Source organism: Streptomyces sp. NPDC015125, assembly GCF_043080045.1.
Classification (GTDB): domain Bacteria; phylum Actinomycetota; class Actinomycetes; order Streptomycetales; family Streptomycetaceae; genus Streptomyces.
Map to the genome: position 1 here is coordinate 446,767 of NZ_JBIBVF010000001.1, position 22,976 is coordinate 469,742.

General features: G+C 71.4%; 18 protein-coding genes. 9 read left to right on the plus strand and 9 right to left on the minus strand.

Going from position 1 to position 22,976, the window contains the following annotated elements; translation table 11 throughout:
• The first annotated feature begins 27 nt into the window (after positions 1–27).
• Complete coding sequence (locus ACF088_RS01895; protein ID WP_392373413.1) at positions 28–294, plus strand: hypothetical protein; 267 nt, start codon at positions 28–30, stop codon at positions 292–294.
• Between the two features lie 330 nt (positions 295–624).
• Here ACF088_RS01895 and ACF088_RS01900 read toward each other — a convergent pair whose 3' ends face one another.
• The 5 genes from ACF088_RS01900 to ACF088_RS01920 all read right to left on the minus strand — a co-directional run bounded on the left by ACF088_RS01900 (position 625) and on the right by ACF088_RS01920 (position 6,679).
• On the minus strand, positions 625–1,878 hold the full coding sequence (locus ACF088_RS01900) for a styrene monooxygenase/indole monooxygenase family protein (protein ID WP_392373414.1): 1,254 nt from the start codon (positions 1,876–1,878) through the stop codon (positions 625–627).
• Positions 1,879–1,977: 99 nt separating this feature from the next.
• On the minus strand, positions 1,978–2,595 hold the full coding sequence (locus ACF088_RS01905) for an ATP/GTP-binding protein (protein WP_392373415.1): 618 nt from the start codon (positions 2,593–2,595) through the stop codon (positions 1,978–1,980).
• 37 nt (positions 2,596–2,632) lie between these two features.
• Entirely contained in the window at positions 2,633–3,034 is a 402-nt protein-coding gene (locus tag ACF088_RS01910) for a DUF742 domain-containing protein (RefSeq protein ID WP_086720132.1), read from the minus strand.
• A 73-nt stretch (positions 3,035–3,107) separates the two neighbouring features.
• Positions 3,108–3,602: a roadblock/LC7 domain-containing protein gene (locus ACF088_RS01915; RefSeq protein WP_392373416.1), complete on the minus strand. Its 495-nt coding sequence runs from the start codon at positions 3,600–3,602 to the stop codon at positions 3,108–3,110.
• A complete protein-coding gene (locus ACF088_RS01920; protein ID WP_392373417.1) occupies positions 3,599–6,679 on the minus strand; it encodes a nitrate- and nitrite sensing domain-containing protein in 3,081 nt (1,026 codons plus the stop codon). Before ACF088_RS01920 ends, ACF088_RS01915 begins: the two co-directional genes overlap by 4 nt.
• A 575-nt stretch (positions 6,680–7,254) precedes the next feature.
• Here ACF088_RS01920 and ACF088_RS01925 point away from each other — a divergent pair.
• Positions 7,255–8,100, plus strand: a complete 846-nt coding sequence (locus tag ACF088_RS01925) for a hypothetical protein (RefSeq protein WP_392373418.1) — start codon at positions 7,255–7,257, stop codon at positions 8,098–8,100.
• Between the two features lie 300 nt (positions 8,101–8,400).
• On the opposite strand, the gene ACF088_RS01930 is transcribed toward ACF088_RS01925, so the two are convergent.
• Positions 8,401–8,892, minus strand: a complete 492-nt coding sequence (locus tag ACF088_RS01930; protein ID WP_392373419.1) for a MarR family winged helix-turn-helix transcriptional regulator — start codon at positions 8,890–8,892, stop codon at positions 8,401–8,403.
• Between the two features lie 386 nt (positions 8,893–9,278).
• Between ACF088_RS01930 and ACF088_RS01935 the strand changes: the two genes are divergently transcribed.
• Complete coding sequence (locus tag ACF088_RS01935) at positions 9,279–10,139, plus strand: lysozyme (RefSeq protein ID WP_392373420.1); 861 nt, start codon at positions 9,279–9,281, stop codon at positions 10,137–10,139.
• 213 nt (positions 10,140–10,352) lie between these two features.
• Here ACF088_RS01935 and lon read toward each other — a convergent pair whose 3' ends face one another.
• On the minus strand, positions 10,353–12,812 hold the full coding sequence (gene lon, locus ACF088_RS01940; RefSeq protein WP_392373421.1) for an endopeptidase La: 2,460 nt from the start codon (positions 12,810–12,812) through the stop codon (positions 10,353–10,355).
• Positions 12,813–12,915: 103 nt separating this feature from the next.
• On the minus strand, positions 12,916–13,752 hold the full coding sequence (locus tag ACF088_RS01945; RefSeq protein WP_392373422.1) for a pentapeptide repeat-containing protein: 837 nt from the start codon (positions 13,750–13,752) through the stop codon (positions 12,916–12,918).
• Between the two features lie 187 nt (positions 13,753–13,939).
• Here ACF088_RS01945 and ACF088_RS01950 point away from each other — a divergent pair, with 187 nt between their 5' ends.
• Both ACF088_RS01950 and ACF088_RS01955 read left to right on the plus strand, forming a co-directional pair.
• Positions 13,940–14,449 (plus strand): YfbM family protein, encoded by a 510-nt coding sequence (locus ACF088_RS01950; RefSeq protein ID WP_392373423.1) that lies wholly within the window; start codon positions 13,940–13,942, stop codon positions 14,447–14,449.
• An 84-nt stretch (positions 14,450–14,533) separates the two neighbouring features.
• On the plus strand, positions 14,534–15,103 hold the full coding sequence (locus ACF088_RS01955; protein WP_392373424.1) for a hypothetical protein: 570 nt from the start codon (positions 14,534–14,536) through the stop codon (positions 15,101–15,103).
• Here ACF088_RS01955 and ACF088_RS01960 read toward each other — a convergent pair.
• The gene (locus ACF088_RS01960) at positions 15,097–15,984 is read right to left on the minus strand and encodes a rhomboid-like protein (protein ID WP_392373425.1); all 888 of its coding nucleotides are present in this window, start codon (positions 15,982–15,984) and stop codon (positions 15,097–15,099) included. The genes ACF088_RS01955 and ACF088_RS01960 overlap by 7 nt on opposite strands.
• A gap of 246 nt (positions 15,985–16,230) precedes the next feature.
• On the opposite strand from ACF088_RS01960, the gene ACF088_RS01965 reads away from it, so the two are divergent.
• From ACF088_RS01965 to ACF088_RS01980, 4 genes are all read left to right on the plus strand, one after another.
• Complete coding sequence (locus ACF088_RS01965; protein WP_392373426.1) at positions 16,231–16,995, plus strand: spermidine synthase; 765 nt, start codon at positions 16,231–16,233, stop codon at positions 16,993–16,995.
• Between the two features lie 72 nt (positions 16,996–17,067).
• Positions 17,068–17,805, plus strand: a complete 738-nt coding sequence (locus ACF088_RS01970) for a response regulator transcription factor (RefSeq protein ID WP_030981810.1) — start codon at positions 17,068–17,070, stop codon at positions 17,803–17,805.
• Complete coding sequence (locus ACF088_RS01975; protein WP_392373427.1) at positions 17,802–18,929, plus strand: ATP-binding protein; 1,128 nt, start codon at positions 17,802–17,804, stop codon at positions 18,927–18,929. The genes ACF088_RS01970 and ACF088_RS01975 overlap by 4 nt, the downstream gene beginning before the upstream one ends.
• Before the next feature lie 237 nt (positions 18,930–19,166).
• Entirely contained in the window at positions 19,167–22,955 is a 3,789-nt protein-coding gene (locus ACF088_RS01980) for a multifunctional oxoglutarate decarboxylase/oxoglutarate dehydrogenase thiamine pyrophosphate-binding subunit/dihydrolipoyllysine-residue succinyltransferase subunit (RefSeq protein WP_392373428.1), read from the plus strand.
• The last annotated feature ends 21 nt before the right edge of the window (positions 22,956–22,976 follow it).

A 22,976-nucleotide genomic window follows, 5' to 3' on the forward strand; every position in this document is an offset into this window, starting at 1 on the left:
CGGCCGTGGTGGTGTGACACTGAGGGCGTGAGAAGCGAGAACACCCTCTTCGTCGGCGGCCCGCTGGACGGCCGGGTACTGCCCGTTCTGGTCGGCGCGACCGGCCAGCCGCCGAAGACGTACGAGGTCCCCGTGCCGCACGGCGACGACCGGCCGCCGACGGTGCACGTCTACCGGCGCGTCCCGGCGCGGGTGGGTCGCCTGGGCCTGCCCAGCGGGTGGAAGTACGAGTACGACCCCGCGGGAAAGACACCGAGCGGCGGACCCAAGTGGCCCTGGAGCAGGCCTCGTTGAGCAGTGCGGCGCACGCCGGAAGCCCGCAGGCACCCCACGCTTTCCTCCAGGGAAGGCCGCGGCACCCACGCGAGGTGGCGGGCCGGAGGCGGTGGGGTGCGGGGCGTTGCTTCCGCAGGCTCCGAGGAGGAGCAAAGGCGGAGCGCAGCGGCGCTGCAGCGGAGCGTCAAGCGAAGCAGTCCCGCACCCCAGCGCCGGAGGCCCGTCACCGCCACCACAACACAGCACGCGCCGCGGCGGCAACCCGCCCCCCTCCCCGCCGAAGGCGGGGAGGAACCGGCACGGCGCCGCACCCGACGACGGGGGGCAAGCCCCCGCCGCAGGCGGTTTTCAGCCCGTCAGCGAAGCCAGGTACGCATTCGTCTTCTCCGGCTCGTAGAAGAAGTTCTCGAAGTCGGACGGGTCGTTGAAGCCGTTGGCGAAGCGGTCGGCGACGGGCTGCAGCTGGCCGGCCGCGCCGATGAGGTTCAGGATGTGCTCCGGCGGCGGGGCCAGCATCGCGTTCGTCCACTTGGTGACGTGCTGGGCGGTGTTCCAGTAGCGGTCGAAGGTGCTCTGCATCCACTCCGCGTCGAAGGGCCGGTCGCCGCGCTCGACGATGGAGGCCAGGTAGGAGGCGGCGCACTTGGAGGCCGAGTTGGAGCCCTGGCCGGTGATCGGGTCGTTGGCGACCACGACATCCGCGACACCGAGCACCAGACCGCCCGAGGGCAGCCGGCCGATGGGGTTGCGCACGGTGGGGGCGTAGCGGCCGGCCAGCGTGCCGTTGGCGTCGGTCAGCTCGGCCTTGGTGGAGCGGGCGTACTCCCAGGGCAGGAACTTCTCCATCAGCTCCAGCGTCAGGGCGAGGTGCTCGTTGGGGTCCTTGACGCCCTGGAAGGCGTCCAGCGGACCGCCGGGTATGCCCTCCCAGAAGAGGATGTCGGCGCGGCCGGAGGTGGTGTACGTCGGCATGACGAACAGCTCGCCGACGCCGGGCACCAGGTTGCAGCGCACCGCTTCGAACTCGGGGTGCTCGGGGCGCGGGCCCATGCCGTGGACGTAGGAGACGGCGAGCGCCCGCTGCGGGGTGTCGTACGGGGAGCGGGAGGCGTCCCGGCCGAACATGGACACCAGCTCGCCCTTGCCGGCCGAGACCAGCGTCAGGTCGTAGCGGCTCGCGAAGAAGTCCAGGTCGGAGACGGCCGCGCCGTGGATGACGAGCTGGCCGCCGCGCTGCGCGAAGGTCTCCATCCAGCCAGCCATCTTCACCCGCTGGTCGACGGACTGGGCATAGCCGTCGAGCTTGCCGACCCAGTCGATGGCGCGCTGCGAGCCCTCGGGCGCCTCATGGCTGCCGGGGGCGGCGACCGAGACGCCCAGGCCCTCGATGCGCGGGGCCTGGTTCTCCCAGAAGTTGATCTGAAGGTCGCGCTCGTGCTGGAGCGCGGTGTGGAACATGCACTGCGTCGACATGACCCGGCCGGCGCGGATCTCGTCGGCGGTGCGGTTGGACATGAGGGTGACCTCGTAGCCCTGGGACTGGAGGCCGAGGGCGAGCTGGAGACCGGACTGGCCGGCTCCGATGACGAGTATTTTCCGCATGGCGGCACTCTTCTCTGCTACTGCTACTGCTGGTGTTCGGGGAGGGGAAGTGGGGGGTGAGGTGGCCCGTACGGGGCCGAGGCCCCCTACGGGGGCCGGTTACTCGGGCGTGGTCTCCAGGGCGTGGCCGACCAACGCGAGCAGCGACTCGATCACCGTGACCCGCTTCCGCGCGTCCATGATCACAACGGGCACGTGCGGCGGCACGGTCAGCGCATCGCGTACATGCTCGACGGCGAAGGCCTCGGTCCCCTCGAAGTGGTTGACCGCGACGACATACGGCAGTCCGCAGCTCTCGAAGTAGTCCAGAGCCGGGAAGCAGTCCTCCAGACGCCGGGTGTCGGCCATCACGATCGCACCGATCGCGCCGCGCACCAGGTCGTCCCACATGAACCAGAAGCGCTGCTGTCCGGGCGTGCCGAACAGATACAGCACCAGTTCCTGGTCGAGGGTGATCCGCCCGAAGTCCATCGCGACCGTGGTCGTGGTCTTGTCCGGGGTGGCGGTCAGATCGTCCGTCTCCGCGCTGGCCTGGGTCATCACCGCCTCGGTCTGGAGCGGGGTGATCTCCGAGACCGATCCGACGAACGTCGTTTTGCCGACGCCGAAACCGCCCGCCACCACGATCTTGGTGGCGATCGGCGCCCGCGAACGGTCCGTCTGCCAGCTCTGCAGCCCCGCGTCGGCGGCCGTGGCCACCGGGTCGGCCGGGCTCACGGAACCGGCGCTCGCCGTAGGCCCGGCCGATATCGTGTCAGAGCCTGTGAAGTCCACTCAGCACCCTTTCGAGCAGCGCGCGGTCGGGCCGGCCGGAGCCGTGCCCGGTGCCGTAGACGCGAATCTTTCCCTGGTCGGCGAGGTCGCTGAGCAGTACACGTACCACGCCCAGCGGCATCTTGAGGAGCGCGGAGATCTCCGCGACCGAGCGCATCCGGCGGCACAGCTCGACGATCGCGCGCATCTCCGGCATCACCCGGTCGCCCCAGCCGCCGGACGTCAGCTCGCGCCGCTCCTCGGGGGCCTCCAGCGCGGCCACGAAGGTCTCGACGAGCAGCACATGGCCGAATCGCGTCCGGCCGCCGGTGAGCGAGTACGGCCGCACGCGCGAGGGTTTCCGCTCCCCGCCGCGTACGGGGAGTTTGCGGGAGCTGCTCATGCCGAAACCTCGCTTCGTCCGCCCTCGCACTCGCTCGGGGCGCACCTCTCCATGGTTCGCTCACTACGTTCGCTCACTGGGGGCTCTCCATCGACTTACGCAATTCACTGCGGAGTTCGGGGGTGAGGACATGACCGGCCCGGCCGACGAACAGCGCCATGTGGTAGGCGATGACGCTCATATCGCAATCCGGGGTGGCATGCACCCCGAGCAGCGAGCCGTCGCTGATCGACATGACGAACAGGCTGCCCTCGTCCATCGTGATCATCGTCTGCTTGACCGCCCCGCCGTCCATCAGCTTCGCGGCACCCTGGGTGAGGCTGCCCAGCCCGGACACGATGGTGGCCAGGTCCGCGCTGGATCCCCGCGGACCGTCACCCCCGCCCGGCCGTGCCGACTCCTCCACCCGGCCCGGGTCGGACGACAACAGCAGCAGGCCGTCGGAGGAGACCACCGCGACCGAGCGGATTCCAGGTACCTCGTCGACCAGGTTGGTCAGCAGCCAATGCAGATTCCTTGCCTGACTGCTCAGACCTTGTCCATAAGCAGTGGGCGCTTGCGCCTTCAATCGCGTGCCTCCTCGACAACGTGGCTCTCTCCCGGGGCCCCCGCTCCGTCGGTGTCCGTCTGTGGGATGGTCAGCTCCGCTGTACGTTCCGCGATCTCGGCTTCGACCTCGCGCCGGCCGTCTCGCGCCCCCGCCTGAAATCCGCCGAGGCGGCGCCGCAGCGCCTCGGCATTGGCCGCACCGCTCTTGCGCGGTGCGGTCGGCGCCTCTTGCTGCGCCACGACCTTGGGGGTGCGCTTGGGCAGCCCCATGGAGGTCGTCCGCCGCTCCCCCGCGGGCGGGGCGGCGGCGGTCTGTGGGTCGGCCGGTGTCCCGGCCGGGGACGCGTCGGCGGGTGCCGCGGCCGCGTCCGTGGGTGTCGCATCCGTCCCGGGGCCCGTGTGCTGGTCCGGGCCGATGGCGTAGGGGTCGGACGCGGGCGCACCGGCTCCGGTGGGCTCGTTGTCCGGGGCGGCGGGCCGGCCGGTGCCGGCAGCCGGCGTCCGGGCCGCGGCCTGGTTGGCGGCCGGGTTGGTGTCGTCCTCGGGCCGGAGGTGCTCGCCGGCGCCGCTGGTGGTGGCGGCGTAGGGGCCGGGCGACTGCGGGCCGTACGGGCTCGGCTCGGAACCGGAGTACGTGGTGGGGTCGGCGGGCTGCGGCTCGGTGGGTGCCGGTTCGGCCGGCACGCCGAGTCCGGCCGCGTCGATCGCGCGCTCCGCGGCGGCGACGAACGGGTCGGCGGCGGGGGCAGGTGCGGGGTCCGCGTCCGGGGTGCCCTCGTGGCCGGCTGCCGGTGCGGCTGCTGCCCGGCCGTCGGGCTGTCCGGCGGGCGAAGGGGTGTCCTGGGCCGGGCCCTGGCCGGACTCATGGGCCAAGGTCGCGGCGGCGGCCGACGGGCCGGCCACGGCTGCCGGGTCCCTGCGGGCCCCCCGGGTCGGCAGCGCGTTGGAGTTCGCCTCGGCGACCGAGCCGGGCAGGCCCGGGGTGTGCGCCACGTCCCGGGGCGCGCTCGCCGCGGCTGCCGACGGGGCCGGGCGGGTGGGCAGGATCGAGCCGGGCAGGACGATGACGGCCGTGACGCCGCCCTGCTTCGCGTCCCGCAGCTGGACCCGGACACCGTGCCGGGCGGCCAGCCGCACCACGACGTACAGGCCCAGGCCCAGCGCCTCGTCGATGGTCTCGGAGGACGAGGCGGCTTCGACGTCCGTCAGCCGCTCGTTGAGCTCGGCCATCCGCTCCGAGGTCATCCCTATGCCCTCGTCCTGGACGGAGAGCATGACCTCGCCGCTCTCCAGCAGCCAACCGGCCAGCTCGACATGGGCGTCCGGCGGCGAGAAGGCGGTGGCGTTCTCCAGGAGTTCGGCGACCAGGTGACTGATGTCGTCCGCGGCGAAACCGGCGACCTGGGAGTGCGGCGGCAGCGCCTGGATGCGCACCCGCTCGTAGCGCTCGATCTCACTGATCGCGGCGCGCATCACATCCAGCAGCGGTACCGGCCCCGGGTGGTTGTTGCTGTACTGCTCGGCACCCGCCAGGACGAGGAGGTTCTCGCTGTTGCGGCGCATCCGCGCGGCGAAGTGGTCCAGCTTGAAGAGGGTTTCCAGCCGCTCCGGTTCCTGCTCGCTCTCCTCCAGCGACTCGATCACGCCGAGCTGGCGCTCCACGAGACCGAGGGTGCGCAGCGAGAGGTTGACGAACCGGCCGTGCACACCTGCGTGCAGGGCCGCCAGCCGCTCGGTGAGATCGGCGATCTCCTCCTTGAGGCCCTCGCCCTGCTCCTGGAGCACCTCGCGCTCGGCGACCAGCCGCTGCCGGCCGCCGATCAGCCGCTTGCGCTCGCCCTCCAGCTCGGCGGTGCGCCGCGCCAGCTCGCCGACCTGGGCGTGCAGCGCATTGACGGACCGCACGGTGGTGGCGAATTCGTCGTTGCGACCCTTGTAGGTGAGGGGCTCCTCGTGCGCGGGGTCGGCGGCCAGCCGCTTGGCGCCGATCCGCAGCGCGGCCAGCGGCTGGGTCATGGAGCGGGCGGCCCAGACGCCGGCGCCGACGGCCAGCAGCAGGCACAGCCCTTCCAGGCCGATGCGGATCTCCAGCTCGTTGACGTCGTCGTCGCGCAGCGCGCCGAGACGCTGGACGTCGGCGGTGGCCATGGCGGATTCGACGCCGCGCATCAGTCCGATACGGCTGGTGAGCGTGGCCTGGACCCGCTGGCGGCTGAGCCGCAGATCGACGGCGTCCAGCCGGGGCTGGTCGGTCAGCCGGGCCGTATAGCGCTCGGCGGTGTTGACGTCCTCGCCGTTGACGGTGCGGACGTAACGGTCCCGGGCGCCCTGGCTCGCGGCCTGCTGGAAGTCGCCGAGCGCGCCCTGTTCGCGAAGGTGCGCGACCTGGGCGAGGTTCGTCAGCCGGGGCTGGCTGCCGCCCGCCTTGAGCGCGGCGAGCAGCAGGGCCCGGGTGCCCGCGGCCTGTTCGGCGGCACGGCCGAGGGCGGGCAGCGCGTGGGTGTCGGCGTCGGCGGAGTCCGCACGGCCGGGCAGTTCACGGGCGATGTCGTCGCTGATCGCACCGAGCGCCTGGATCGTCTGGGTGTAGGCGTTATAGATCTGCTCGGCCGATCCACCCGCGGACAGCGCCTTTTGACGGGTTTGCGGCAGCGTGCCCAGGAGCTTGGCGGCGGCCTTGTACACCGCGGTGTCGCCCGAGGCGTCCTGGGCCTCGGAGCGCAGTTCGCCGATCTGCCGGTCCACGCGGGCACGCTGGGCCCGGAGGGCCGCGGCGTCGTCCGCCCGGGCGGCCCGGGCACCGTTGACCGCGGAGTTGCCCAACCCCGCTGCCGTACGGCTGCCGTGCCCCGTGGCGACGTATGCGGTCATACCGTCACGTTCATCCGCGAGGGAGTGCGCCAGCGCGATGGCTTGCGCGTTCAGCTCGGCCAGATCGACCAGTTGCTGGCTGTTGGTGGCGTTGTCGGCCGTGGCCGTCAAACCGGGGGCGCCGGCGCCGAGGACGGCGGCGGCCACGACGGCCACCGCCCCGACGAGCCGGTTGCGCACACGTGCGGGACGCCGTCCCGCACGGCTCTCGCCGCCGTCCGTCACACCCGGACCTTCACCAGGACCCGAGCCCGTATTCGGTCCCGAGACCGAACCGGCCGGTGATCCCGGCTTCCTTGCGCCGCCTCGAAGCCGCATCTTCCGCACCGCTGCTCGCATTCCTGTCTCGCCTGTCCACGCCATATGGCGTCGCGGACCCGGCTCGCTCTCCGCTCACGGGGCGGACCTGCGCGAAGACGCAGCAGCACACACTTCCGCGAGGGGAAACAGCCCGGCTCTGCGCGTCGCGACGAACGTCCTGGCCCCACCCCTATGACCGGGCAACGACCATTCCACCGGCGCCGCGCAGTGGCTCGGCAACACATGCCCGGCCACCTGAACGAGTGAACATCACTCGGAGTTTGACCATCAACTTCCGTGCGCCGATGTTTTCGGCCGCAACCTCTGCCAACGCCCGAACGGGTTTGGAGATGCGTCCGGCTCCTGGAAGGATGCGCGCCCGCACACCGCCGGTCCGGCGGTCCTTACCTCCGGTACGCCGCCGCCCCGGCCGCCCTCCGGCTCCGCCGCCGGCTCCCGTTACCGGGGGCGGAGCCGGGGCCTCCGGCAGACTTGCGGCCATGCGCATCGAACTCGCCACAGAGCCGGGCGACCCCCAACGCCCAAACGAGGACTACGCATCGGTCGCCCTGCCGGCCGCCGGCCAGGGCGGAGCCCTCGTCCTGCTGGACGGCGTGACGCCTCCCGAGGAGGACTACGGCTGCCTCCACACGGTGCCGTGGTTCACCGCACGACTTGGTGGCGCAATGCTCGAACTGTCGGTTTCACACCGGGATATGACGCTCGCTGAGGTACTCTCCGCGGCCATCTCCCGGACGGCCGATACTCATCGGGCGACCTGTGACCTTTCTCACGCCCGTACTCCGCAGGCAACCGTGGTTGCCGCACGGTGGTCCGGGGGCACCGCCGAGTACCTCGTGCTGTCCGATTCGGTGCTGCTCCTGGAGCGGGCGGACGGCTCGGTACAGCCGGTGCTCGACCCGCGGCTGGACGAGCTGCCGCCCGCGGTCCGGGACCGGCGTGCCGCCGTACGGGCGCTGCCCCGCGGCTCGGCGGAACGGGCCGCAGCGGGCCGGAAGTACGCCCGCGCGGTCGAGGCGCTGCGCAACGCGGAGGGCGGCTTCTTCACCGCGGCCGCCGATCCGGCGGTGGCCGCGCGTGCGGTGTCCGGCAGCGTTCCGCGCTCCGGTCTGCGTTCCCTGACCGCGCTCAGCGACGGTGCGGGCCGCTGGACGGAGGTCTTCCACGAGGGCTCCTGGGCCGACTGCGTGGCGCTGGTGGCCGGGCAGGGCCCGCAGTCGCTGATCGACCGGGTCCGGGCAGCGGAGGCGGCTGACACGGAGTGCTCGGCGTATCCGCGCGGCAAGGCGCGGGACGACGCGGCGGTGATCTTTGTGGCGCCGTGACTCTTGTGGCGCCGCGATTCTCGTGGCCCGGGATTTTTGTGACGTCGTGACAATCACCGGCGGGCGGGGAGATTTCTCCCGGCGTCGGGGAACGGCACCACGGCGACACAGGTCCGGGGTACGGCGGCACAGGCCCGGGGTACGGCGACACAGGCCCGGGGTGCGGCACAGGCCCGGGGCGCGGCGGCGCACCCGGAGGCCCGGGAACTCACCCCCGCCCATTGGCCCGGGGACCGGCACCCCGCCCGCAGGCCCGGGGGGGGCGGCGCCGCCACTCCCCCGCCGTACGAGACGACGCCCCTACACCTCGTCCCCCTCCTGCTCCGCGTTCAGCCGGTGCAGCAGACGGGCGAGTTCGGCGACCTCGGTACGGTCCCAGGAGGCGAGGCGGCGGGCGTACTGGGCGCGGCGGCCGGTGCGGACGCGGGTGAAGCGGTCGCGGCCCTCGTCGGTGAGGCGTACCAGGACCGCACGACCGTCGGCGGGATCCGGCTCGCGGGCGACGAGTCCGAGCTTCTCCAGGGCGTGCAGCTGGCGGCTCATCGTGGCCTTGCCTACGCCGAAGAAGCCGGCGAGGCCGGTGGCCCGCTGGGTGCCGGCGTCGGCCAGCCGGACGAGGAGCCCGTACGCGGAGGGCTCCAGATCGGGATGTACCTCTCGCGCCAATTCGCCGGAAGAGGCACGGGCCCGGCGGAGAAATACCGCCAATTCGCGTTCCAGGGCCAGAAATACGTGATCCACACCAGGTGGTTCGCCGTCCGCCGTCGTACCGTCGGCTCCGGTGTTGTGCACGTCAGCGCCCCTTCTCGCTTTCCCCCACCTGAAAGTTTTCGCCACCGGCAGCTGAAGCCGCAGCTCGGCCAGTATTTCGCAGGAGTAGACCAACGGCAGCACGGTGCCCCTCTTTTGTCACGTAGTTCTACGCGCGTACCGCTCTTCTGGCATGGGCATACCAAAGGCCCGGGATGTCAACGGTTCCGCGCGCGTCCTGCCCCTCGCACCGGCGCGCCCGCACGCCGGCGCCATGCCGTCAGTTCCTCCCTCTCAGGCCCCTCAGGTCACCCCTCAGGTCACCCCCCTCAGGTCACCCCCCTCAGGTCCCCCTCAGGTCACCCCCCTCAGGTCCCCCTCAGGTCACCCCCCTCAGATCACCCCCACCGAGATCTTCGGAGGCACGTATGTCCGTGCTCAGATCCGGCTTCCCCCACCGACCCGCACGGTCCCTCGCGACCCTGGCCGGGGTCCTTCTCGCGGTCCTCTCCCTCCTGCTCGGGCTGCCGGGCACCGCCGGCGCCACGGCCACCCGCCGCGCACCGGAGCCCCGCCACCCCGGCCAGGACTGGGCCGGTTCCCAGATCGCCCGGCACGAGGGCACCGCGGCCGGCACCGCACCGCCCGCGTCGTCGCTCGCGGCGTCCGTCGAGGGTGTGGACGTCAGCAGCCACAACGGGAGCGTCGCCTGGTCGACGCTCTGGAACAGCGGCGTCCGCTTCGCCTATGTAAAAGCGACGGAGTCCACCAGCTACACCAATCCGTCCTTCGCGCAGCAGTACAACGGCTCCTACAACACCGGCATGATCCGGGGCGCGTACCACTTCGCCACACCCGACACCTCCAGCGGTGCCGCCCAGGCCACCTACTTCGTGGGCCACGGCGGCGGCTGGTCCAAGGACGGCAGGACGCTGCCCGGGGCACTCGACATGGAGTACAACCCCTACGGCGCCACCTGTTACGGGCTGAGCGCGGCCGGCCTGGTGAACTGGATGAAGGACTGGTTCGCCACCTACAAGGCGCGTACCGGCCGGGACGCCGTCATCTACACCTCCACCGGCTGGTGGAAGCAGTGCACCGGCAACTCCGCCGCCTTCGGTGCCGTCAACCCGCTGTGGATACCGCGCTACGGCTCGTCGGCCGGCGAACTCCCGGCCGGCTGGGGCTTCCACACCCTCTGGCAGTACACCTCGTCCGGCCCGACGGTCGGTGACCACAACCGCTTCAACGGCGCGCTGGACCGCCTCAAGGCCCTCGCCAACGGCTGATACACGGGCGTGCGGCCCCCTCCACGCCCGGGCCGTACGCACGAGCGGGCCCCTGCCGCACACCGGGTGCGGCAGGGGCCCGTCCCTTTCGCCCGCGTCCGCCGGGCCGCGTCCGCCGGGCCGCGTCCGTCAGGCCACACCCCTCATGCCGTATCCCTCATGCCGTATCCCTCATGCCGTATCCCTCATGCCGTATCCCTCAGGCCGTATCCCTCAGGCCGCGACCGGTACTTCCGGAGCCGCCCCGTTCGAGGCCGGGGTCAGCGCCAGGTCCAGCACCTGGCGGACATCGGCGACCGGGTGGACCTCCAGGGAGTCCAGGATCTCGGCCGGTACGTCGTCCAGGTCCGGTTCATTGCGCTGGGGAATGATGACGGTGGTGATCCCGGCACGGTGCGCCGCCAGCAGCTTCTGCTTGACGCCGCCGATCGGCAGCACCCGCCCGGTCAGCGAGACCTCACCGGTCATCGCCACCTCCGGCCGGACCTGCCGGCCCGACAGCAGCGAGGCCAGCGCCGTCGTCATCGTCACGCCCGCGCTCGGCCCGTCCTTGGGGACGGCGCCCGCCGGAACGTGCAGATGCACACCGCGCTTCTTCAGATCGGCGACCGGAAGCTCCAGTTCGGCGCCGTGGGAGCGCAGGAACGACAGCGCGATGTGCGCGGACTCCTTCATCACGTCACCGAGCTGACCGGTCAGCTGGAGCCCGGACGCCCCGGTCTCCGGATCGGCGAGCGAGGCCTCCACATAGAGGACATCGCCGCCGGCGCCGGTGACCGCGAGTCCGGTGACCACTCCGGGGACCGCGGTGCGCCGCTCGGCCGGGTCCTGTGCCGACTCGGGGGTGTGGTGCGGCCGCCCGATCAGCGGGCGCAGCTGGTCCGCACCTACCGTGAACGGCAGCTCCCGCTCCCCCAGCTCGTGCTGTGCGGTGACCTTTCGCAGCAGCCTGGCGACGGCGCGCTCCAGATTCCGTACGCCCGCCTCGCGGGTGTATTCCCCCGCCAGCTTGCGCAGCGCGTCGTCCTGCAGGGTCACCTCACCGGTCTCCAGACCGGCCCGCTCCAGCTGGCGCGGCAGCAGGTGGTCCCGGGCGATGACGACCTTCTCGTCCTCGGTGTAGCCGTCCAGGCGCACCAGCTCCATCCGGTCGAGCAGCGGCTCGGGGATGGCTTCGAGGACATTGGCGGTGGCCAGGAAGACCACATCGCTGAGGTCGAGTTCGACCTCCAGGTAGTGGTCGCGGAAGGTGTGGTTCTGCGCCGGGTCCAGGACCTCCAGGAGGGCGGCGGCCGGGTCGCCCCGGAAGTCCGAGCCCACCTTGTCGATCTCGTCGAGCAGCACCACGGGGTTCATCGACCCGGCCTCCTTGACGGCCCGTACGATCCGGCCGGGCAGCGCGCCGACGTACGTACGGCGGTGGCCGCGGATCTCCGCCTCGTCCCGGATGCCGCCGAGCGCGACCCGGACGAACTTCCGGCCCATGGCCCGCGCGACGGACTCGCCGAGCGAGGTCTTGCCGACGCCGGGCGGCCCGACGAGCGCCAGCACGGCGCCGCCCGCCCGTCGCCCGCCACCGCCCTTGCCCGAATCGCCGCCCGATGCCCCCTTCGACGGCCCGCCGATCAGCCCGAGGCCACGCTCGGCCCGCCGCTTGCGGACGGCCAGGTATTCGGTGATCCGCTCCTTGACGTCCTCCAGGCCCGAGTGGTCGGCGTCCAGGATCTCCCTGGCGCCGGCGATGTCGTAGGCGTCCTCGGTGCGTTCGTTCCAGGGCAGTTCCAGGACGGTGTCCAGCCAGGTGCGGATCCAGGAGCCCTCGGGGTTCTGGTCGCTGGACCGCTCCAGCTTGTCGACCTCCTTGAGGGCGGCCTTGCGGACGTCCTCGGGCAGGTCGGCGGCCTCGACCCGGGCGCGGTAGTCGTCGCCCTCGTCCTCCGGATCGCCGTTCAGCCCGGCGAGTTCCTTGCGGACCGCCTCCAACTGCCGCCGCAGCAGGAACTCCCGCTGCTGCTTGTCGACGCCCTCCTGGACGTCCTTGGCGATGGATTCGGCGACGTCCTGCTCGGCGAGGTGCTCGCGCAGCGCCTCGGTGGCGAACTTCAGCCGGGCGACCGGATCGGCGGTCTCCAGCAGATGGACCTTCTGTTCGGTGGTCAGGAACGGCGAGTAGCCGGAGTTGTCGGCCAGCGTCGGGACGTCCTCGATCTGCTGGACGCGGTCGACGACCTGCCAGGCGCCACGCTTGCGCAGCCAGCTGGTGGCCAGCGCCTTGTACTCCGTGACGAGTTCGGTCACCGCGCCGGGCAGGGGATCGGGGACCGTCTCCTCGACGGTCGTGCCCTCCACCCAGAGCGCTGCGCCGGGCCCGGTCGTGCCGGATCCGATCCGTACCCGGCCCAGGCCCCGGATCAGCGCGCCGGGGTCGCCGTCGGACAGCCGACCGACCTGCTCGATCCGCCCGAGCGTGCCGATGCCGGCGTAGGTGCCGTCGACGCGGGGCACAAGCAGCACCCGCGGTTTGTTGCCCGAGGTGGCGGCGGCCTGTGCGGCCTCCACCGCTGCCCGTACGTCCGCGTCGGACAGGTCCAGGGGCACCACCATGCCGGGGAGCACGACCTCGTCATCGAGCGGCAGCACGGGCAGAGTGAGCGGTGTGGACGTCGCAGCCATGATCTCCCCTTAGGCAAGCAAGTTGAGCTTTACCCACTCAATGCAGCCGGGCCGAGAGATGTTCCCCTCTGTGCGTTCGCTGTGAGCGATCAGATGCGGCGTGCTACCAGTGGGCGGGGCGGGACAAGGCCTGCGGCAGCTTGGTCGCCGCGTCGCCCTTGGCCGCATTGAGCTGCGACTGGGTCAGGAAGAGGGCGCCGGTGAGATCGGCACCACTGAGGTCGGCGTCCCGCAGATCGGCGCCGATCAGGTCCGCCGTGCGCAGATCGGCGCCCTTGAGGTCGGCGGCGATGAGGTAGGCCCCGCGGAGATTGGCGCCCCGGAGATGAGCGCCCTTGAGGCGGGCCCCCATGAGATCGGCCCCCCTCCGCTCCTTCTTGCGGCCCGGTACCCCGGCCCGTACGAGTTCGCTGGTCCGCAGCAGCAGGGCGTTGACCTCGCCCCGGTGGGCGGGCACATCGAGCGCCGTGAGTTCCTGGGCGCCGGCGCGGGTGAGGCCTTCGGTCTTCTCCAGCGCGGCCCGCAGGTCGGCGTGTACCGGATGGGCCGCGGGACGGGTCAGCGCCTCGGCCAGGTACCAGAGGAGTTCGTGCAGCTGCCGCATGACGGGGAAGACGTCGAACATCTGCCGGGCGGTCCCCGGGGCCTGCCGCCAGTCCCGTCCGCCGAAGGTGACCTGGGAGACCTTCTGCCCGGCGCCGAAGCAGTCGAAGACGGTGCAGCCGGAGAAGCCGCGCGGGCGAAGGTCGGTGTGGATGCCGCAGCGGAAGTCCGTCTGCAGATTCGGGCAGGGCCGGCCGGCGTCCTTGTCGATCGCGAAGTCCGCCGAGGCCGCGAACGGCAGCGCGACACAGCAGAGCCCGAAGCAACTGCCGCAGTCGGACTGCAGACCGAGATCGGCGGTGTCCGGAATCGATTGCTCGTGGTCTGTCGATGGCATGCGGTCTGGGGACAAGGCGGGTGCACTCCTGCGGCCGGCAAGCGCCGCACGAGGCCGCGCTCGGAAGGGGCCGCCATTCTCCCAGGCGGTCACGGCGCACCGCGCCCGGCCGGATTCGCTCACGGAGGGAGGGCAACGGCCCCTTCGCCGAACGGCGTTGTCAGTGGTGGCCTCTAGCCTCGGGACCATGAGCATGATCGGTGAGTACGCACGTGTCACCCCTGCCGAACTCGACCGCGCCCTCGGCAATCCCGAGTGGGCGCTGGAGCTGGTCGGCGGCTGGATGGAGGCGGAGGCGGAGGCGGCCGGGCCTTCGCAGTCCGCGCCGGCGCGCTGCTTGGACGTCGACAAGGCCTGGGACGCGCTCGGCTTCCTGCTGCGCCGGGCGGCCTTCCCGGTGGACATCGTCCATGGCGAGGAGCCCGTCCCGGATGCCGACGACTGGGGCTACGGCCCGCCCCGCTACCTCACCCCCGAGCAGGTGCGGGCCGCCGCCGGGGCGCTGGCGGAGATATCCGGAGAGACGCTGACGGCCGGCGTCGGCCCGGAGGATCTCGCCGCGGCGGAGGTGTATCCGGCGATCGTCTGGGAGCGGGGCGAGTCCCTGGACTATGTGCGCGAGCATTACGAGCAGCTGCGGCCGTTCTTCCGCACGGCGGCGGACCAGGGGGACGGCATGCTCATATGGCTCGGATAGCGGGCCGGCCGGGTCCGGACGGACCGCGCGGAAAACCCCGGCGTCTGCGTCCTCACACGGCGTCATGACTGCTACCTTCACCGCATGTTGCAGCGGATGTCCGGAGTCTTCATCGGCGCACTCTTCGGCACGGTTTTCGTGGTCGCCAATGCACACGCCCCGCTGAATCCCGCGATCGGTATCGCCCTGCGGGTGCTCGCGGTGCTCACCTTCGCCGGGCTGCTGGCGCTCGCGCTGCGGGCCGGGCGCCTCGGGCGGCCCGCCGAGGACGCCACCGGCCCCCGAGCGGACTGGTTCCGGGGGCGGTTCGCGTTCGTCGTGGGGGCCGAGGTGGTGCTGCTGATCGGCGGCAATCTCGCGCTGCGCGCTGCGGGCGCCCCCGAGCCGACCGCCGTGGCCTGGACCGCGCTGATCGTCGGTCTGCACTTCGTTGCACTGGCGGCGGTCTGGAAGCGGCGCAGCATCGCCGTCCCCGGCGTCGCGCTGACCGCGCTCGGGGTGGCCGGGCTGGGCATGGCGGCGACCTCGGCCGTGGCATGGGTGCCGTTCGTCAGCGGTGTGCTGTCCGGTGTGGCGCTGCTGGGCGGCTGCGCCTACGCCATCGCCCATACGTACCGCTCGGCCGTGAGCCCGCAGCCGCCGGCCGCTCAGTAGGTCCGCGCGCCCCGCAGCGCCGGATGCCCCAGGTCTCCCAGGAGCGGCGCGGGCCGGGCGAGCCGGGTGCGCCAGCGGCGCAGCAGCGGCCAGCTCGCCACCCCCAGGGCGAGCGAGAGCAGATGGCCCCAGTCGGTCATCGGGTCGATATAGGCGAGCAGATCGATCACGGCCAGGTAGCCGACGCCGGCCAGCACGGGCCAGCGCAACCAGGCGGGCAACAGGCCCGCGAGGGCTCCGATGCTGGTCATCACGCCGAAGCTGATGCCGTAGTCGAGACGGTGCAGCGAGCTCTCCGGCAGCCGTCCGGCGGCGACCGAGAAGGCGACGGGCAGCTCGGTGGCGAGGGTGGCCAGCGCATGGCCGCCGAAGAAGACGGCGGCGGTGCGCAGCCCGCCGATCCGCCGCTCCAGCGCCGTCAGGACGAAGAGGAAGCCGATGGCGTACCCGGAGGTCATACCGCCCGCGATCCACAGTGCGCTGGCGACGAGCACCAGCAGCGGGGCCTGTGCCAGGTGGACGACGTCCGTACTGGAGCCCTGGAGCAGATCGGAGACCAGGACCGGGTCGCCGTACTCGGCGAAGAGCGAGGTGGCCACGAGGAGGAGGGCGTAGCCGAAGGTGAAAGGGGTGCCGGCGGGAGTGGGCAGCAGCCGCCACGGCCGTCGTCGCGGGGGCGCCGCAAGGCCTCCCGGCGCCGCCTCCGAGGGGGCCGGCCGGGAGGCGCGCTGCCGGGGGATGCCCGGCAGCGCGCCCGGCGGGAGGGCCGGCGCCGCGCCCGGCCCGTTGCCCGGCTCGCTGCCCGGCCCGTTACCCGGCCCCGGTATGACGGACGGCGCGCGATCGGCCCGTGCCCTCTCGGCGGTTCCCAGCCAGCTCACTTGTCCGAGGCCCCTTCCGTCCCTGGCGCGCATCCGGTCGGCCACGCCCGTGTCCCCCGGCCGTGATTCCCCTGCCTTGTCCTACGTCGCGGACCAGCCTGCACGCTCAACCCATGAAGAAGCTGTGTGAGTGACATCCCTCACACCAGGCAACCGCCGCAAGGGGCAGCGCGTCCGACGTCACCGGCGGCGCACCCCTGCCCGAAGCGGTGGACCGGCGCGGCCCGTATTGGCCACCATGGCGCCATGGCTCCCGTTACTCCGACGCAGGCGACGACCGGCCTTCCCGAGGCCCCGCGCACCCTCGACCGCCGTGAGGGCCCGTACGGCGAAGTGGTGCTGCGGCAGCGGGGCGGACCCCCCGCAGGCCCCGGAGTTATGGGCTCCGGCGCCCCCGCCGCGCCCCTGATCTACGAGATCATCGCCAACGGCTGCTTCCTGATGGACACCTCCGACGGCCGGTCCGAGCGACTGCTGATCGACGCCGCTCTGGCCGCACTGCCGGCCGACCACGCACGACCTTCCCTGCTGATCGGCGGCCTCGGCGTCGGGTTTTCCCTGGCCAGAGCGGCCGAACAGCCGCGCTGGGGCCGGATCGTCGTCGTCGAGCGCGAGGAAGCGGTCATCGACTGGCACCGCGCGGGCCCGCTCTCGGCGGTCTCGGCGGCCGCGCTGGCCGATCCGCGCAGCGAGATCCTGCACACCGACCTGGTCGCCCACCTGCGGACGGAAGCGGGCCAAGACACCTACGACGCCCTGTGTTTGGACATCGACAACGGACCCGACTGGACCGTCACCGAGGACAACAACGGCCTCTACTCCCCCGGCGGACTCGCCGCCTGCCGCGACCGCCTGACCCCCGGCGGAGTGCTCGCCGTCTGGTCCGCACAGCCCTCGCCGGCCTTCGAAGAAGCCTTGCGAAATGCCGGATTCAGCGGGGTACATACGGAAGAGATCCCCGTTGTCCGAGGCGTCCCTGACGTGGTCCATCTCGCGCGGAAGGGCGCGTAGCCGACACTCACACCATGCCCGTACGCTGCTGCCCAGCAATACGCGACCACGCAGGGGATGCAGGGGCGGGCGATGGACCAGACTCAGACAACGCAGGGCGGCACCGCCGCCACGCCGGGCGCCCAGCGCCGGGTACTGGTCGTGGAGGACGACCCGACGATCGTCGAGGCCATCGCGGCCCGGCTGCGCGCCGAGGGCTTCCAGGTGCAGACGGCGACCGACGGCCCGGCCGCGGTGGAGACCGCGGAGGCCTGGCAGCCGGATCTGCTGGTCCTCGATGTGATGCTGCCGGGCTTCGACGGCCTGGAGGTGTGCCGCCGGGTCCAGGCCCAGCGGCCGGTGCCCGTGATGATGCTCACCGCCCGGGACGACGAGACCGACATGCTCGTCGGCCTCGGCGTCGGCGCCGACGACTACATGACCAAGCCCTTCTCGATGCGGGAGCTGGCCGCCCGGGTGCACGTCCTGCTGCGGCGGGTCGAACGCGCCGCGCTGGCCGCGCACACCCCGCGCACCGGCATCCTCCGGCTGGGCGAGCTGGAGATCGACCACGCCCAGCGCCGGGTGCGGGTACGCGGCTCGGACGTCCATCTGACGCCCACCGAGTTCGATCTGCTGGTCTGCCTGGCGAACACCCCGCGCGCGGTGCTCTCCCGTGAGCAGCTGCTGGCCGAGGTGTGGGACTGGGCGGACGCCTCCGGGACCCGTACGGTCGACAGCCACATCAAGGCGCTGCGCCGCAAGATCGGCGCCGAGCGCATCCGTACGGTCCACGGCGTCGGCTATGCCCTGGAGACCCCGGCCGCATGACGCGGCGCCGGTGGCACACGCCCGTGCGCGAGCTGGGGCGGCGGGTCTGGGAGGGCCTGCGCCCGCTCGACCCGTACCGCTCGGTGAAGGCCGCGCTGGGGGCGCTGGTCAGCGTCTCGGTGATCATCACCACGCTGCTGGTCTTCGTCGCGATGCACTCGGCCACCGAGCTGCGGGTGATCACGATCTTCTCGGTGATCGCCTCGCTGCTGATCACCCAGTTCGTGGCCAACAGTTTGACCGCTCCGCTCGGCGAGATGACGGACGTCACCCGGTCGATGGCGCACGGTAACTACAGCCGCCGGGTCCGCTCGGAGCGCCGCGACGAGTTCGGCGATCTGGCGAACGCCTTCAACCGGATGGCGGCCGATCTGGAGGCGGTGGACACCCACCGCAAGGAGCTGGTGGCGAATGTCTCGCACGAGCTGCGCACTCCGATCGCCGCGCTCCGTGCCGTCCTGGAGAACGTCGTCGACGGGGTCAGCGAGCCGGACCCGGAGACCATGCGGACGGCCCTGCAGCAGACCGAGCGGCTGGGCCGCCTGGTCGAGCACCTGCTGGACCTGTCCCGGCTGGACAACGGGGTGGTGCCGCTGCACGCGCGGCGCTTCGAGGTCTGGCCGTATCTGTCCGGGGTGCTCAAGGAGGCCAATATGAGCCGCGGCGCCTCCACGCTGGCCGGGGTGGCCGGCTCCGGTACCCACACCCGTACGGACGTCCATCTCCACCTCGATGTCTCGCCGCCCGAGCTGACCGCACACGCGGACGCCGAGCGGCTGCACCAGGTCGTGGCCAACCTCATCGACAACGCGATCAAGCACAGTCCGCGGCACGGCCGGGTCACGGTGCACGCGCGCCGCGGCGAGGGCCCCGAGAGCCTGGAGCTGGACGTGCAGGACGAGGGGCCCGGCATCCCCGAGTCGGAGCGCTACCGGGTCTTCGAACGGTTCAACCGCGGCGGCCCCGCCCCCTCGGGCCCCGGCTCCGACGGGGGGACCGGCCTGGGCCTGGCCATCGCGCGCTGGGCCGTCGACCTGCACGGCGGACGCATCGGTGTGGCCGAATCGTCCCGCGGTTGCCGGATCCGGGTCACTCTTCCGGGGTTGGAGTCAGCTCGAAGCTGACGGCCACTGACGTAGGGTCGGTGGTGGGAGCACTCCTGCGCGGGTCCCATGGCGATGTCCCCTACCCGCACGCAGGCAAACTTCGTGTGTTTCCCGCCAAGTCCTGCCCCGAAACCCTTCCGGGAATGTGACGTACGCGACGAGTGACCCTCCCAGCCTGCATCCGGGGTCACAACAGGCGTAGCCTTTATTCCCGCTGTCCACCACCTTAGGAAGCGGAAGAGGGCGGTTGCCGCCGTGTCGCTACAGTCCCCCAACAGCTCGAGCATCTCGACCGACCAAGAGGGGCAGGGGAAGAACCCTGCCGCCGCGTTCGGTCCCAATGAGTGGCTCGTCGACGAGATCTACCAGCAGTACCTCCAGGACCCGAACTCGGTAGACCGAGCCTGGTGGGACTTCTTCGCCGACTACAAGCCGGGCGGCGCCACCGCGCCGAGCCAGCCGGTGGAGGCCTCGGCCCCCGCTCCGGCCGCCCCGGCGCAGTCGTCCCCGGCGGCGCCCGCCGCAGCGGAGCCGAAGCCCGCCTCCGCCGAGCCGGCCACCCCGGCGAAGCCGGCCGCGAGCGCGCCGGCCCCGGCCAAGGCCGTTCCGGCGAAGTCCGCACCGGCCAAGCCGGCCGCCAAGGCCTCCGCTCAGAAGGCCGACGGCGAGGTCACGGCCGGTCCCGAGTTCATCACCCTGCGCGGCCCGTCGGCCGCCGTTGCGAAGAACATGAACGCCTCCCTGGAGCTGCCGACGGCCACGTCCGTCCGCGCGGTCCCGGTGAAGCTGCTCTTCGACAACCGCATCGTGATCAACAACCACCTCAAGCGCGCCCGCGGTGGGAAGGTCTCCTTCACCCACCTCATCGGGTACGCCATGGTGCAGGCCCTCAAGGCCATGCCGTCGATGAACCACTCCTTCGCGGAGAAGGACGGCAAGCCGACGCTGGTCAAGCCCGAGCACGTCAACCTCGGTCTGGCCATCGACCTGGTGAAGCCGAACGGCGACCGCCAGCTCGTCGTCGCCGCCATCAAGAAGGCCGAGACGCTGACCTTCTTCGAGTTCTGGCAGGCCTACGAGGACATCGTCCGCCGGGCCCGCGACAACAAGCTGACGATGGACGACTTCACCGGAGTCACCGCGTCGCTGACGAACCCGGGCGGCATCGGCACCGTGCACTCCGTGCCGCGTCTGATGCCCGGCCAGTCCATGATCATGGGCGTCGGCGCGATGGACTACCCCGCGGAGTTCCAGGGCACCTCCCAGGACGCCCTGAACAAGCTGGGTGTCTCCAAGGTCATGACGCTGACCAGCACCTATGACCACCGCGTGATCCAGGGCGCCGCCTCCGGCGAGTTCCTGCGCATCATGAGCCAGCTGCTGCTCGGCGAGAACGGCTTCTTCGACGACATCTTCAAGTCGCTGCGGATTCCGTACGAGCCGGTCCGCTGGCTGCGGGACATCGACGCCTCGCACGACGACGACGTCACCAAGGCCGCGCGGGTCTTCGAGCTGATCCACTCCTACCGGGTCCGCGGCCACGTCATGGCCGACACCGACCCGCTGGAGTACCACCAGCGCAAGCACCCCGACCTCGACATCACCGAGCACGGCCTCACCCTGTGGGACCTGGAGCGCGAGTTCGCGGTCGGCGGCTTCTCCGGCAAGTCCATGATGAAGCTGCGCGACATCCTGGGCGTGCTGCGCGACTCGTACTGCCGCACCACCGGCATCGAGTTCATGCACATCCAGGACCCCAAGCAGCGCCAGTGGATCCAGGACCGGGTCGAGCGCTCGCACAAGTCGCCCGAGCGCGAGGAGCAGCTGCGCATCCTGCGCCGGCTGAACTCCGCCGAGGCGTTCGAGACGTTCCTGCAGACCAAGTACGTCGGCCAGAAGCGCTTCTCGCTGGAGGGCGGCGAGTCCGTCATCCCGCTGCTGGACGCGGTCATCGACTCCGCGGCCGAATCGCGGCTGGACGAGTGCGTCATCGGCATGGCCCACCGCGGCCGCCTGAACGTCCTCGCCAACATCGTCGGCAAGTCGTACGCGCAGATCTTCCGCGAGTTCGAGGGCAACCTCGACCCGAAGTCGATGCACGGCTCCGGCGACGTGAAGTACCACCTGGGCGCCGAGGGCACCTTCACGGGCCTCGACGGTGAGCAGATCAAGGTCTCGCTGGCCGCGAACCCCTCCCACCTGGAGGCCGTCGACCCGATCGTCGAGGGCATCTCGCGCGCCAAGCAGGACATCATCAACAAGGGCGGCACGGACTTCACGGTCCTGCCGATCCAGCTGCACGGTGACGCGGCCTTCGCGGGCCAGGGCGTGGTCGCGGAGACGCTGAACATGTCCCAGCTGCGCGGCTACCGCACCGGCGGCACGGTGCACATCGTCATCAACAACCAGGTCGGCTTCACCGCCGCCCCGGAGTCGGCCCGCTCCTCCATGTACGCCACCGATGTGGCCCGCATGATCGAGGCGCCGATCTTCCATGTGAACGGCGACGACCCCGAGGCCGTCGTCCGCGTTGCCCGTCTGGCCTTCGAGTTCCGCCAGGCGTTCAACAAGGACGTCGTCATCGACCTGATCTGCTACCGCCGCCGCGGTCACAACGAGTCGGACAACCCGGCCTTCACCCAGCCGCTGATGTACGACCTGATCGACAAGAAGCGCTCGGTGCGCAAGCTCTACACCGAGTCCCTGATCGGTCGCGGCGACATCACGCTGGAAGAGGCCGAGCAGGCGCTGCAGGACTTCCAGGGCCAGCTGGAGAAGGTCTTCACCGAGGTCCGCGACGCCACGACGGCCCCGGTGGCCCCCGAGGTGCCGCAGCCCAAGGCCGAGTTCCCGGTCTACGTGGACACCGCGATCTCCCAGGAGGTCGTCAAGCGGATCGCCGAGTCGCAGGTCAACATCCCCGAGCGGGTCACCGTCCACCCGCGTCTGCTGCCCCAGCTGCAGCGGCGCGCGGCCCAGGTCGAGGACGACACCATCGACTGGGGCATGGGCGAGACCCTCGCCATCGGCTCGCTGCTGATGGAGGGCACCCCGGTCCGGCTCGCCGGCCAGGACTCCCGCCGCGGCACCTTCGGCCAGCGCCACGCGGTGCTGATCGACCGGGAGACCGGGGACGACTTCACCCCGCTGCTCTACCTCTCCGAGGACCAGGCCCGCTTCAACGTCTACGACTCGCTGCTGAGCGAGTACGCGGCGATGGGCTTCGAGTACGGCTACTCCCTGGCCCGCCCGGAGGCGCTGGTCATGTGGGAGGCGCAGTTCGGTGACTTCGTCAACGGCGCCCAGACGGTCGTCGACGAGTTCATCTCCTCGGCGGAGCAGAAGTGGGGCCAGACGTCCGGCGTCACCCTGCTGCTCCCGCACGGCTACGAGGGCCAGGGCCCGGACCACTCCTCGGCCCGGATCGAGCGCTTCCTCCAGCTGTGCGCGCAGAACAACATGACGGTCGCCGCGCCGACCCTGCCGTCGAACTACTTCCACCTGCTGCGCTGGCAGGTCCACAACCCGCACCACAAGCCGCTGGTCGTCTTCACCCCGAAGTCGATGCTGCGTCTGAAGGCCGCGGCGTCGAAGACGGAAGAGTTCACGACGGGCGGCTTCCGCCCCGTCATCGGTGACTCCACGGTCAAGGCCGAGGATGTCCGCAAGGTCATCTTCTGCTCCGGCAAGGTCTACTACGACCTGGAGGCGGAGCGGGAGAAGCGCGGCGCGACCGACACGGCGATTGTCCGCATCGAGCGCCTCTACCCGCTTCCCGGCAAGGAGCTCCAGGCGGAGATCGCCAAGTTCCCGAACGCCGAGAAGTACCTGTGGACCCAGGAAGAGCCGGCGAACCAGGGTGCGTGGCCGTTCCTCGGCCTCAACCTGATCGACCACCTCGACCTGGCCGTCGGTGCCGATGTCCCGCACGGCGAGCGCCTGCGCCGTATCTCGCGGCCGCACTCCTCGTCGCCGGCCGTCGGCTCCGCCAAGCGCCACCAGGCGGAGCAGGCACAGCTGGTCTCGGAGGCCTTCGACGCCTGAGGCGTCGGGCCGCCGGGGTGC